At 65.7% G+C, this 12,556-nt stretch carries 8 protein-coding genes and 8 pseudogenes; 9 read left to right on the forward strand and 7 right to left on the reverse strand.

Annotated elements, in window-relative coordinates; genetic code table 11:
* Positions 1 to 108 precede the first annotated feature (108 nt).
* Both OG254_RS00580 and OG254_RS00585 read right to left on the reverse strand, forming a co-directional pair.
* Positions 109 to 564 (reverse strand): annotated as a pseudogene (locus OG254_RS00580) (transposase); the annotation flags it as partial.
* 412 nt (positions 565 to 976) lie between these two features.
* Positions 977 to 1,153 (reverse strand): annotated as a pseudogene (locus OG254_RS00585) (transposase); the annotation flags it as partial.
* A 134-nt stretch (positions 1,154 to 1,287) separates the two neighbouring features.
* Between OG254_RS00585 and OG254_RS00590 the strand changes: the two are divergent.
* Positions 1,288 to 1,602 (forward strand): annotated as a pseudogene (locus tag OG254_RS00590) (transposase); the annotation flags it as partial.
* A 965-nt stretch (positions 1,603 to 2,567) separates the two neighbouring features.
* Positions 2,568 to 2,777 (forward strand): transposase, encoded by a 210-nt coding sequence (locus OG254_RS00595; RefSeq protein ID WP_405576301.1) that lies wholly within the window; start codon positions 2,568 to 2,570, stop codon positions 2,775 to 2,777.
* Here the strand turns inward: OG254_RS00595 and OG254_RS00600 are convergent.
* A pseudogene (locus OG254_RS00600) lies at positions 2,737 to 3,992 on the reverse strand (transposase). The gene OG254_RS00595 and the pseudogene OG254_RS00600 sit on opposite strands and share 41 nt — an antisense overlap.
* A 238-nt stretch (positions 3,993 to 4,230) precedes the next feature.
* Here OG254_RS00600 and OG254_RS00605 point away from each other — a divergent pair.
* Positions 4,231 to 4,361, forward strand: a pseudogene (locus OG254_RS00605) (cold-shock protein); the annotation flags it as partial.
* A gap of 399 nt (positions 4,362 to 4,760) precedes the next feature.
* On the opposite strand, the gene OG254_RS00610 reads toward OG254_RS00605, so the two are convergent.
* From OG254_RS00610 to OG254_RS00625, 4 genes and pseudogenes are all read right to left on the reverse strand, one after another.
* Positions 4,761 to 5,597 carry a GNAT family N-acetyltransferase gene (locus OG254_RS00610; protein WP_405576303.1) on the reverse strand — a complete coding sequence of 279 codons (837 nt, stop codon included), beginning with the start codon at positions 5,595 to 5,597 and terminating at the stop codon, positions 4,761 to 4,763.
* A 103-nt stretch (positions 5,598 to 5,700) separates the two neighbouring features.
* Positions 5,701 to 5,793, reverse strand: a pseudogene (locus OG254_RS00615) (restriction endonuclease); the annotation flags it as partial.
* Positions 5,794 to 6,116: 323 nt separating this feature from the next.
* Positions 6,117 to 6,263 (reverse strand): hypothetical protein, encoded by a 147-nt coding sequence (locus tag OG254_RS00620; RefSeq protein ID WP_405576305.1) that lies wholly within the window; start codon positions 6,261 to 6,263, stop codon positions 6,117 to 6,119.
* A 146-nt stretch (positions 6,264 to 6,409) separates the two neighbouring features.
* Positions 6,410 to 6,577 (reverse strand): annotated as a pseudogene (locus OG254_RS00625) (transposase family protein); the annotation flags it as partial.
* 205 nt (positions 6,578 to 6,782) lie between these two features.
* Here OG254_RS00625 and OG254_RS00630 point away from each other — a divergent pair.
* The 6 genes and pseudogenes from OG254_RS00630 to OG254_RS00655 all read left to right on the forward strand — a co-directional run bounded on the left by OG254_RS00630 (position 6,783) and on the right by OG254_RS00655 (position 12,549).
* A complete protein-coding gene (locus OG254_RS00630) occupies positions 6,783 to 7,307 on the forward strand; it encodes a transposase (protein ID WP_405576307.1) in 525 nt (174 codons plus the stop codon).
* Positions 7,308 to 7,635: 328 nt separating this feature from the next.
* Positions 7,636 to 8,368: pseudogene (locus tag OG254_RS00635) on the forward strand (transposase family protein).
* A gap of 1,369 nt (positions 8,369 to 9,737) precedes the next feature.
* Positions 9,738 to 10,295, forward strand: coding sequence for a sigma-70 family RNA polymerase sigma factor (locus OG254_RS00640; RefSeq protein WP_405576309.1), 558 nt, complete (start codon positions 9,738 to 9,740; stop codon positions 10,293 to 10,295).
* A complete protein-coding gene (locus tag OG254_RS00645) occupies positions 10,292 to 11,056 on the forward strand; it encodes a zf-HC2 domain-containing protein (protein ID WP_405576311.1) in 765 nt (254 codons plus the stop codon). Before OG254_RS00640 ends, OG254_RS00645 begins: the two co-directional genes overlap by 4 nt.
* 446 nt (positions 11,057 to 11,502) lie before the next feature.
* A complete protein-coding gene (locus tag OG254_RS00650; RefSeq protein ID WP_405594760.1) occupies positions 11,503 to 11,799 on the forward strand; it encodes a hypothetical protein in 297 nt (98 codons plus the stop codon).
* A 6-nt stretch (positions 11,800 to 11,805) separates the two neighbouring features.
* On the forward strand, positions 11,806 to 12,549 hold the full coding sequence (locus OG254_RS00655) for an acyltransferase domain-containing protein (RefSeq protein ID WP_405576313.1): 744 nt from the start codon (positions 11,806 to 11,808) through the stop codon (positions 12,547 to 12,549).
* Positions 12,550 to 12,556 lie beyond the last annotated feature (7 nt).

The raw sequence follows: 12,556 nt of genomic DNA on the forward strand, positions 1-12,556 counted from the left end.
TGCGCATCTTCACATCGCCAGGCTGCAGCAAGACCAATGCAGCTGGATATAGTTTCGATCATGGGCTGCCCTCCTGGGCATCACCGTTACCCAAAATGACCACAGCGATCACCGCGGCCCGGACGATACAGAAGCACGGCTGGCACAAGCGTGGAGCCGGTCGGCCGCTGCGCTGATCACGTCGGTCCAGGGCCAGTGCGCCGCGAGGCGTAGGTAGCGGCGGCGGCCGGTGGTGATGAGTTGTGCGGCGGCTGAGAACAGGCGGAGGCGGAGCCTCTTCGGTTCCCAGCGGCGGGTCTTGCCGGTCAGGGCGAGCATCGGCATCCAGGCCAGCAGGTCCAGGGCGAGTTGGACGATCTCCAGTCAGACCTGATTCTGCGTGAAGTTGTGCAAGGGAAGATTGCGAAGGCCGGCGGAGCGGGCGTCTCGGATGCGGTCCTCGCAGCGGGCGCGCTGGCGGTGGCGCAGTTCGAGCCCGGCGATCGCGGTGCCGGGGGTGTTGGTGGCGAAGGCCGTCAGGCGCATGCCGTCGGCGTCGGTGAAGCGCAGTTGGGCTCCGGGGTGGTTGAGTCGGCCCGCAGCGCGGTGCCGGTGTCGCCACCGGTCCGTTTCTGCGGGCCGCTCGCGGAGTGAAGTAGGCCGCCGACGAGGTGCCTCCGACTGAGGTCCTTTTCCGACGGCCCCTTCCCGAACCGGACGGGCCACAGGCAGTTCCTGGACGCGCTGCACCGCTCGCATGCCGGGGTGGAGGACCGAGTGCGCACGAACAAGGCAATGAGACTGGACAACTTGCCCTCCGCCTCCTGGGCCGTGAACTGTCGTCTTTAGCGACCGCCGACGTGTCGGGATCGTCTCTGAGCTGTTGGAATGCGTCGCGTAAGAGTCCACGACGCGGGTGGCTTGCCGGTCGTCTCACGCGAATGAACAGACAAATTAGCGGACGGCTCCAGGAGATGCCTCGCACTCAGCTTGTTATTTATCCAGTTCGCCGGGGTTTCGTGCCCACCTTGTGGTGGGCAGGACGGCTGAACGCCTCGCCAGTGGCAAGCACTCTGCCCACGTCATGACGTGTGGCTGGGTGGCGGTTCCTCGAACCGGGTGGCCGACCAGGCCCGGGGCGGGACGGTTTTCGGTGCACCGGCCGGAAAGTCTCGAGGCTGTCGCACAACTCCTGCGCGGCGGTGGTCAAGAGCGATTGAATGTTCGGTTCCGGTGGAGGCCCGGGCGTCGGAATCTTGGTCTGTGGGGCGGAACTTTCTGCTGTGTGACCGTGACCGTGAACTCAGGATGCCTCTGGATGTACGGGAGTGGCTGCCGTCCGAGCACCTGTGCTGGAAGGTGCTCGACGTGGTCGGAGAGGTCGATCTTTCGGCGTTCGAGGGCAGCTATCGGACCGACGGGCAGGGAGGGGCGGCCTACCCTCCGACGAATCTGGTCGCGCTGATCCTGTACTGCTATAGCAAGGGAATTCGGTCTTCCCGCCGCATCGAGCAAGCGTGCTGGGACGACGTGGGCTGCCGGGTCATCACGGCGAACCGCAGAGTGGATCACTCCACCATCGCGCGGTTCATCCGCCGACACGGCGATGCCCTGAAGTTGCTGTTCATCCAGGTACTGGCGTTGTGCGGCCAAAGGGGCCTGGTGGATCTCGCGGCAGTGGCCGTGGACGGCTCACCGATGGAAGCGAACGCATCACGCGACTCCAACCAGCGTCTGCACCGCCTTGAGACGATTGTCGCCCAGTGCGAAGACGCGATCAGTGCGGTGATGGATGAGGCGCTCGCCCACGCACGGAGCGTGGAAGCCGACGATGTCCTGGACGCCGACAACGCCACCGTTTCCGACGACTGGCCTCGCCTTTCCCGGCTGTGCGATCGGTTCACGCGGGCCCGCTCGGCTGTGGACAAGCTGCATGAACGAGCCCGGCCGTCGGCTGGAGAGATCAGACTCAAGGTTGAGGCCGCAGAGCGCATGGTGGCCAGGGCAGAGCAACGCCTGGCAGCAGAAACCGCAGGTCATCAGGCGAAACTGAAGAAGTACGAGGACCGGGCGAGGGACGACAAGGCGGCAGGCCGCCGCGGGGCAAACGGCCGGCCGCCGGTCCCGATGGAACACAAGACCGTCCTCGTGCGACAGAGGAATCGCCTTGTGAAGGCACGAGCGTGGTTGGAGCGAGCCCGCAACCCCCGGCCCACCCCTTCTGCGCATGCCCGTGCCTGCCTGAGCGACCCTGACTCACGGATGATGCTCAGCAAGCGCGGCGGCTACCTGCAGGGATACAACGTGCAGATCGCGTGCGCACGCCGTCAGCTCTTGCTGGCCATCGAGGTGCATGACAACCCTTCGGACATGACGGCCCTCGTCCCGATGGTGGAGAAGGCCCAAGAAGGCCACCAGGCCGCCGGCCTTCCCGGCGACATCCAGCTCTGGCTCGCCGACAGCGGATACGCCTCCTCCGCTGCCTTCGAAGCCCTTGCTGACCTCCCGCTGCTGGTCTCGGTGACCAGCGAAGCCCACCAGGCAGGTTTCCCGCGAAGCGTGAACACGCTCGCGCCGGCCAACACGAGATGGCCGCCCGCCTCGCCAACCCAATTTGTCGCGCCCAATACCGTCAACGCAGTGCCCTGGTCGAGCCGGGATTCGCCCAGCTCTTCCAGCGATTTCGGCGCCACCTCAACTACCGCGGCCACCGGTCCGTGGACACAGAGATCAAGCTCTTGGGCACGGTCCACAACCTCAACAAGCTGATTCACCACGCGCCCAGAACTTGTTCTTGACCACCGCCGCGCAGGAGTTGTGCGACAGCCTCCCGGTCTTCGCGTGCAGGTTTCTGAACCCTCTGCGGACGCGGGCGGGTGTCAGTTTGTTCGGCTCAGCCGGCTTCTCCCACGGCCTGCGGAGGTCGGTGGCCAGCGGGCGCGCGAGCCGGAGCTGGGCACACGCGGCGATCACGAGCCACGTCCACCGGTCGGCCGCTTCCTAGCTGCGAAGCCGGGGTTTGGTCCAGCCGAGTGTCTGCTTGAACAGGCGAAACGTGTGCTCGATATCGAATCGGCGGAGGAATGACTGCCAGCAGCGGTCGACGTCCGCTTCGGTGCCGCCGGTGCCCGACCACCACAGCCAGACCGGCTTGTTGACCCCGCCGCTGGGCAGCTTCTCCACGACCAGCCGGATGACGGTGCCCTCGATGACGGGCATCGGGCCGTCGTGGTCAAGCCATGCGGCCCGGCGGGTCAGCCGCGGGTGCAGCCGGTCCCATGCCTGCGCGGTCGCCTTCCCATACAGCCGGGTATCTGTGGCCGTCATGGCCTGCTCGACACCCCAGGTTGCGGGATCGCCGAAGACGAACTCGCCACCATGCTTCGGCTGCGCCCGCCCTTGGGATTGGCCAGGAAGAACTCTTCGACAGAGGGCGCCGGCCGGCGCATCACGCGGTCGGAACGGAGCCGGCCGAGGATCTCCACGGGCAGGTTGGTCAGGAGGTGGGCGATGCGCGGGGCGTCGTATCCGGCATCCAGCACGACCAGGACCTCCGGGTCACCCGGCTTCCACTGGCGGGTGCGGTCGTTGACGAGGTCGGTGCGGCGCCTGACCAAGATCTTGAGGTCGACGGCTATCTCGTCGCCGGGCCGCAGAGTGCCGAGGTCCTTGCGCATGCGGGCCTGGTCGGCGATGACGAACGCGGCCTTGGCGTCAGTCTTGCCCTGGCCTCGGTAGGCGGCCGATGCCTGGTGAACGGCGAGTCCGGTGAGGTAGACCATCGGCTGGTCGTGGCCCAGCAGCAGGCCGATGAGGAGGGCGGCACCGCCGTGGTTGACGTCCACTGCCCACAGCGCGTCCTCGGAGAGCGCGAGGACTTCGCCGATCAGCTCCAAGAGCGCGGACTCGTCGTTCATGACCCGCCGCGACAGGAGGCGTTCGCCTTGCGCGTCGATCACCACGCAGTGGTGGTGTTCCTTGCCGATGTCCACCCCGGCCCAGATCTCGGGCACGGTCACCTCCGCCAGCTCGTCGTCAAACTGCAGTCCCGCAGACGACCTCGCCGACGTTGTCCTACACAGCGATCGAGTCGCGTATCCCAATTAGCGGTCGAGTCGTCACGGGGCTCCAGGCGGCCAAGTCATTTGAGCCATCAGACGGCGACAAGCTCACAGCCATACCCAGAACCCCTGGGCCCGACGATCTTACGAATGACCGTCTCAGACCCACGCATGGAAGGTAGGACAAGCTGATCTCTTTGTGCACTTCAGGGCGATCGAAGGCGGCGGGTTCAAGTCCCTGAAGGAGGGACAGAGGGTTACCTTCGAAGCTGTCCAGGGCAGAAGGGGATGCAGGCCGACAAGGTCCACGTAGCGGGATAGCTGTCGGCTCAGCCCGGCACCTCCACGCGAGAAGCGCAGTGGTCCGTGCCGAGAGCGTTCGGCACGGACCACTGAGACGGGGTGAGGGCCCGACGCAGGTGCCGGGCCCCTAAAGGGACGCGGTTTTCCGATGTCCAGTTCCCCGGAAACGGTAATCACGGCCCAGCGCAGGCCCGGCCCGGCACTCACCGTGATGTCCATGTCGTGCTCACCTCCCCGCGGCCGGGGTGGGTCCGGTCCCCGCAGGGGCGGCGTGTCCCGGGACCGGGCCGTTGTGCCGCACGGCCGCTCAGCACATGTGCGGCAGATATCAATCCAAACCCGGGCGAGGTTTCCCTGTCCAGGGCAGAGAGCTCCCTGGACAGGGGACGGCCGAGCCGCTGGTGGGTGCTGACGCTTTCAGGGGCGCCGGTGGTAGACGGTGAGGGTGTCCACGGGGCGAAAGCCGGCCTTGGCCAGCAACTGGGCAGCGGGGATGTCGCCCTCGGGGACATCGGCGGCCAGACGGTCCGCGCCGTGGGCGTGGGCATGGTGGAGGCACTGGTCGAGCAGGTGGGTGCCGATGCCGCGTCGACGGTGCTCGGTGCGCACGACCAGCTGCCATAGGACGGCCATGCCGGCGGTGTTGGGTGCGGGGGCACGCAGGATGGCGGTGGCGATGTGGCGGCCGTTGGTGCCGGTGAGTTCCAGCTGCCAGCCAGGAGGGTCAGCGACCGGGGTGACGTCGGCCAGCGGGTATTCCGGCGCCACGGGTGGGGTGGTCAGGTCGTGCTGGAAGTATTGCTGGGCATGGGTGGGGGTGAACCCGGCCGCGGTCAGCGCCCGCGCGGTGGTCTTGCGGTGCTGGACGGGCAAACCGGGAATGCCGGTGGCGGTGGCCGGGCCGGTGCACGCGTACAGTGGACGGCTGCCGAGATGGGCCTGGGCCAGCGCGATTAGCGCGGCGACCGTCTCGAACTCCTCGTGCCCGTGGAGCCACACGATCAGCCCGGCCCCATCCGCTGCCCTCAGTCCGCAGCGCACCGCTCCGACGACCCGGCCGTGCTGATCGCACACCACGAGGATGCCCGCACGGTGCAGGCCCGTGGCAGTCGACGCCAGGGTCTCGCGGGCGAGGTGCCGGCCCGGCAGCTCGTCGGCGTCGATCAGCTCCAGCAGCGCTGATGTGTCCTCTGGGTCCATGGGGCGGGCGGTCAGCCCGCTCGTCCCGTCCGGTAGCCGGATCGGTGCATCCATATGGGTCCACTCCCTTCCCACGGACCCTACAGGCCAGTGCAGCACACCCCGTCGCCCGCCGCGCCAGGCGAGCTCAAAAAGCCGTGGGATGATCTTGCCCTGATTAGCTCAGAGAGGACGGGCGGCGCGGGGGCGGTATCGCCCGCAGCATTTCCCACAGCGGGCGCGCGCCGGACGCCCACACGGCAAGCACCTGGTCGGCGAAGAGGACCTCCCCGCCTTCGGCCTTCGCCCTGGCCCGGATCGCCGGCCAGGTCTCCTCCCGCCAGACACGCACCGCTTCCGCGTCCTGCTCGACGGCCCGCTTGTCCGGGCGCTGGAAGGACAGGCCCCCAGCGGCGCAGGTACTTGCCCATGCCCTGCTCGGTCGGCCGCACCCGGTACAGCTTCGTGATCGGATCCCCCACACCCCGGCCCGCGTCCACAGCTGCTCGACCAGCCCCAGGTCACAGGGACGGTGATCCAGTACGGCCTGCCGGATCGCCTGCTGCTCGACCACGTCGAGCACCTGATGTTCGCCTACCCGGCGTCCAGCCACTTCGCCCACCAGTTGTCCACCGCCTTGAGCGAGACCTGGAACACCACCGCGACATCCTCGCGAGTCCGGCCCGCCACCAACGCGGCCACCGCCCGCAGCCGAAGGGCCTCCTGCGCGGACTGCGACAACTACCTTGCATCCCCCACCAGTTCACTCACACAGGGATCAACGACCCGCAACACCTACCGTTTCGGATCAATAGCATCCTCCCGGGCACCGTCGTCGGGTGCTGGATGAGTTCGCCTCCCATTTTCCTTGGCGGGCCCCACTTTCGTTCCGTCACGCTGTGTACGTAGGCATGGGCGGTGGCTTCGCTGATGCCGAACCCGGCGGCGATCTTCGCCGGGGTGGTGTGCTCGCGCAGGCAGGCCAGGGCCACCAACCCCCGCCCCGAGGCCGGGAGTTTGCACCGGCGGACACCTTCTCGGGTGAAGGTGAGCATGGTGACCCCTTAAGAATGCTGGTGGTCCGGGAGGACTGGGTGTGGCTGATGGTGACCTGCCATTGATGGCTCTGAGTGAGTGGCCGCCCGGTCCTTCGGGACGCTCCGGCTGCTGATTGAGAACTGCGGTCATCGCTGGTTAAGGGCTTGGCGGCGGAGTGTTCCCGGACCCAGAGAGTGCTGGTGCCCGAGGAACGGAGCGACGGTGGCGGAAGGTCACGAGCAGGTCTGGGTCGGCATCGACGCCGGCAAGGCCCATCACTGGGCGGTCGGAGTCAACGCCAGCGGAGAGAAGGTGTTCTCGAGGAAGGTCGTCAACGGTGAGGACGAGATCCTGGCCCTGATGGTGGCAGCGTGCGAGATGGCCGACGAGGTGCGGTGGGCGGTGGACATCTGCGGCCGGGCCTCGACCCTGCTGCTTGCACTGCTGATCGCCAACGGCCAAAGCGTGGTCTATGTGCCTGGACGCACGGTCAACCGAATGTCCGGGGCCTACGGCCGGCCCAAGCGCTACCACCGCCGCCTCCGACACGTCTTCTACATGGCTGCTCAAACCGCCATGATGCGCCCGGGGCCCTCCCGGGACTACTACCTCAAGAAACGCGCCGAAGGACTGATCCATGTCCAGGCACTGCTCGCCCTCCCACGCCGCCGAGTCGACGTCTTACGGGCCATGCTTCGTGACAAGAGGCCCTTCACCTCCGCCCCACCGGCCCCCCAATCGGCTTGACACCATCATTGAGACTCACTCCACGAGGGCGTGCGGCAGGTCGAGTGCGGCAGGATAGATGACCACCGAGGCACCCGGGGTTGATGAGTTGAGACGTGGAATCTCTCGCTCATCCGCCCGAGGGCCTCGTCCACTACGTGCCCAGCCCCGTCACCCGATCAGTGGCCAACTCGAAGAAGCTCAGTGAGCCTCTTTCATCCTGGGGTGGGAGGGTGAGATGGGCAGGTCGGGCGGGGTGGTGACGAGGCAGGGCCCCTGGTCGTTGGCGTGGTGATTCTCACTCATCACACCGGCGACCGAGGGGCCCCTGTTGGTTCCGTATCCTTCCATGCTCGATCCCGTACGAGCTTGTCGAGCATGTCTCCTGGCTCATCTACGCCCGAAGGCGTGAACTGCGCTCACCCTGGCGGACGTTGAGTTGCTTCCGGCAGGCCCTGCTCGCCCTGGCCCATCTACGCAAGAACGAGACGTATCGGCAGGTCGGCGCCGGATTCGGGGTGTCCGAGGCAACCGCCTGGCGCTACGTCGACGAGACCATCGACATACTCGCCTCCTGGGCGCCCGGCCTGCACGAAGCCCTGACCGGACTCGGCGAAGGCGACTTCGTCATCGTCGACGGCACCCTCATTCCCACTGACCGCATCAAGACCGATGAGCCGTACTACTCCCAGAAGCACAGGAAACACGGCATGAACGTCCAGGTCATCGCACGGCCGGACGGAACTCCGCTCTGGTTCTCGCGTGCGACACCGGGACGCACCCACGACCTGACCGCAGCACGAGCCCACGACATCATCCAGGCGTGCCTGACCCGGCAGATCCCCGTGCTCACGGATCGCGCCTACCAGGGCGCCGGCGCCACCGTCCGCACCCCCTACAACCACCACAGCATCCAGCCGCTCCACTACCAGCAGTTCAACCGCGACCACGCACGACTGCGGGCACCCGGCGAACACGCCTTCGCCCAGCTGAAGTCCCGGCGAGCACGCTGCTCCACCCGCCGCATCAGCACCATCGTCCAAGCCATCCACACGCTGCTGACCTGCGCCTATTCAGGATGAAAGAAGTTCACTGACGCTTTCACCCTCAAGCACTTCGGTTTCGACGATCTCATTCTCTTCCGCAACCACGATCGCACGCCGCTGTGGTGGTCCAGCGCGTTCCCCCTGGGGACTGTCAGCAGAAGCGTCGCGGCGCCGGTGTCAGTGACGTCACCCTGCAGCCGGACGGCGATCTCGTGGCGCATGATGAGGACGGTGCCCCGCTGCGACCTTCCCGAGACCTTCGGCAGATGCCGCAGCGCCAGGGCCAACTCGCGTACCTCAGGACGTAATTTCTCTGACAGCTTCTTGAAGCCGTCCGCGTCCTCGTGGGCCGCCTCCTCGCGGCCCTACTCCCCCGTCACCAGTTACTCACCCGTCCCCGTGCATGCGTGCTCCAATCGCGTGCCCGTGTGCACGACCGCGTCCCGCTCACGGGGAAAGTCCATCCGCGTTGGCAGCGCTGAGCCAGCGCTTCGCGGTCGCAGGTTAGCCCTCATCGATGACCCAGTTGAAGAACGCTCCGGCGCCCACACAAGCCGCCGTGTCGGCTATGACCGACTCCGCCGGACCACGGCCCTACAGTGCCGTCAGCACTCCTGCGCCCGCACCGGCCAGGACGCCCAGCAGCAGAACCAACGCAGCACGCACGGTCAGCAGCGACCGGTTCGCCCAAACCCTCCGACTGAACGGCAGCACCCCACCCACTGAACAGGGGTGCGAGCACCAGCACCTTGCAAATGTGGCCAGTGTGCCGCCCGGGTGCGAGGGTGTTCCCGCCCGGGAACAGAGTGTTCCCACGCAACCGGGAACACTAATTCCGCTCAGCGTACGCGGAGTTGCGTCGTCGACGTCCGTATTGCTACGACAGGAGCAGATTTCCGCTCAGCGCACTCGGGATGGGCCGCCTACCGTCAGCGTCCGCGGTGATGGATCGCCGGGCCGCATGATCACGAATATCCGTGACGTCTACTCCGCACGCGGAGATGCGCCGCTGAGCTTCGACCGGCACGACGGGGTCTCTGTTACCGCTCCACTATTTTGCACAAACCAACGCGATGATGTCCGATCTCCCGCTGCCCATGGGCTGCCGTCTCTCGCATATCTCGTGCACAACGGAAGTTCAAGGGCGTAACAACTTCTGGCGCCGCGCATCAACACCAATATGACTTCTTGGACTATCCATGCTTTGTAGCCGAGTGCAGAGACGGTTGTACGTCTGTGCAACGTGCGGCTGCCGTCGTGCTGCCATCCGAAGCAGCACGCATGCTGGCCCTACCCCGCCGTCCGTCGCACCCGGCTAGCCTCGAACCTGCACCGGCGAAGCCTCCTAACACTTCGCCCGCCGTTCCGTAGCAAAGCGAGGCGTGCCTTAGGAAAAGGAGGCACCGTGATCGACGGTTCATCAACGTGGCACCCAAAACACAGGATCGACCCTAAGATTCAGCAGGACGAAGAGTTCATGCAGATTCTGTACCGGGAGCATGCAGTTCCATTGCACACTTATGTCTTGCCGCTGGTGGGAGGAGACCGGCACCGCGCAGAAGACGTCGTCCAGGAAACCCTCGTGCGCGCCTGGCGCTACGCTGACCAACTGGATCTAACTCGCTCAATCCGGCCTTGGCTTGTCACCGTGGCGCGCCGTATCATCATTGACAGCCACCGCAGCCGTCAGGCACGTCCGCAGGAAATCGACTCCTCTCCGCTTGACCTTATGCCTGCGGAGGACGAGATCGGCAATACGCTGTCGCTCATGATGCTCTCCGACGCTATGAGCGACCTCACCGATGCGCACCGCGAGGTGCTGGTTGAATCCTACTTCAAGGGAAGCACTATCAATGAAGCTGCTGAGAAACTCGGCATACCTGCCGGAACTGTAAAGTCTCGCATCTTCTACGGCTTGCGGTCCATGAAACTCGCGCTTGAGGAACGAGGAATAGGGGCATGACCGTGCAAAAACTCTCTCCGGAGCACGAGGCGGTCGGAGCCTATGCGCTTGGAGTGCTCGATCCCTTAGACGTCCAAGACTTCGAACAACACATGGCTCGGTGCGATGCCTGTGCGCAGCGGCTCGACGAGTTCATTGGTCTCAGACCGTCGCTCGCGCCGCTCGCCGAGGTTGCTGCTACGGTTTCAGATCCTGCAGTGCTGCAGATCCAGCCAGGGCCGCAACTGCTGGAGAGGCTGGTTACTGCCGTGGATGTCAAGCGCCGTGGCAAGCGGCGACGGAACCTCTATTTGATTGCGGCCGCCGCATTGCTGATCATCGGTGGACCAGTTGTCACAACAGCTGTTACCTCCGATACCTGGACCGATCAGGCGATCCCGCTCGAACACTCCACCAGCCCGGCCCGGGACGCCTTCCTTAACCATGTGAACCACAAGGTCGAAGCTACGGATCCGGTCAGCAGAGTCACCGCTACTGTGGGCACCGAGGAGAAGGTCTGGGGCACACACGCCGTGCTGGAGCTCAAGAACGTCAAGGGCCCGCTCCGATGCAGCCTGATCGCCGTATCCAAGTCGGGCGCAGAGGAAGTAGTCACTTCCTGGTCCGTTCCACGGTGGGGGTACGGCATCCCTCACAGCACCGATGAAAGGAGCAAAGACCCGCTCTACGTGCACGGCGGGGCGGCTATGCCGCGTAACAGCATTGATCATTTCGAGGTGCGCTCCTTCGAAGGGGAACGTCTGGTTAAGGTCTACGCGTGACACAGAGAGTTTGCGGGTGATCGTCAGCGAAGCCCCTGGCTGACGAGCAGCACGATCAGGATGCCCGGAAGATGCTGCACCGGGTGAGGATCCTATGCACCAGTTGTTGGCAGGATCTCCCGGTGCCTTTTGGGAGGTCTGATCAGGGTCTTGTACGCGGCGGTAGGCACCGGCGAGAGACGCCCTTGCGCAGCGCCAAAACGATGGTGAGAGTCAAACCGCGCGGAGACTGACGCTCCGGGCATCGATCGCCTTCTATCTGCCGACTGGTGACCACTCCCTCCATAAGCGCTTAACTTTCCGCGTTCACTTCCGGTCGTTAGCGTCCGCCGCAGCGAGGGTCCCTCTCGTTTGTTGCAGACTCGACCCGCCTGGCCTGGATTTTTTGACCAACTACGCCATCTCCCCGTCCGCGGCGGGCACGCCGCGATGACCGGAGCCCCGTGGTGTGGCCGCTCTCTGCTGCCTCAACCGGTGCCCTGGGTGAGCAGTCCGCGGCCTTGGCTGCATGGCTGCGTGAACACCCGGACCCCCGCCCCGTCGACGTCGCGTGGTCGCTGGCGACCACCCGGAACGCTTTGCCCGAGCGAGCAGTGCTGATGGGGACCGACGTCAAGGAACTCCTGACCCGCCTCGACGCCCTCGCCGTGTCGGGACGTGTACCCGAGGGGGCAGGAACACGGGCCCGGGCCCGTGATGGTGCAGGGCCGGTGTTCGTCTTTCCGGGCCAGGGCACGCACTGAACCGGAATGGGCGCCCGGCTGCTGAAACAATCCCCCGTCTTTGCCGACGCGGTCCACCGGTGCGCCGAGGCGCTGCGGCCGTGGATCGACTTCGATGTCGTGGACGTGCTGCGGGGTGCCGACGGTGCACCGCCGCTGGAGTGCTCGGTGGCGGTCCAGCCTGCCCTGTACGTGTCTCTCGCGGAGCTTTGGGGTTCCTACGGTGTGCAGCCCTCCGCGGTGATCGGTCACAGCCAGAGGGAGATCGCCGCGGCGCACGTAGCCGGAGCACTCACCCTGGAAGACGCAGCCAAGGTGGTGGCCGTGCGCAGTCAGGCCCTGCGCAGCATCACGGGAGCCGGCGGTATGCCATCGCTCGGGCTCCCCGAGGACCGGGCCAGGGCGCTGCTGGAACGGTGGACAGGACTGCTGGAGATCGCGGCCGTCAACGGTCCGAGCTCCATGGCAGTCGCCGTATACGCGCACGCCCTGAACGAACTGCTGCAGCATTGCGCAGCAGGAAACATCTGGGGACGCCGGCTGCCCGTCGACTACGCCTCCCACTGTTTCCACCTCGATGCAGTCCGCAACGAGGTCACGGCAGGTCTGGACGGTCTTAGAGAGCATCTGATCAGTGTTCACGCGGATGCGAGTGGGATGTCCGTTTCGACTCGCCAGGTTGGTGTGGATTCTCCGGTCAGTTCGCGGGACATTTTGTTAGCCATCGCCCAGTGGATCATCGTCCGGGACCTCTGCGGGAGGGCTTCGTAGTCCCGCG

Origin of the sequence: Streptomyces sp. NBC_01092 (assembly GCF_045039535.1) — a bacterium.
In the GTDB taxonomy this organism is placed as follows: Bacteria; Actinomycetota; Actinomycetes; order Streptomycetales; family Streptomycetaceae; genus Streptomyces.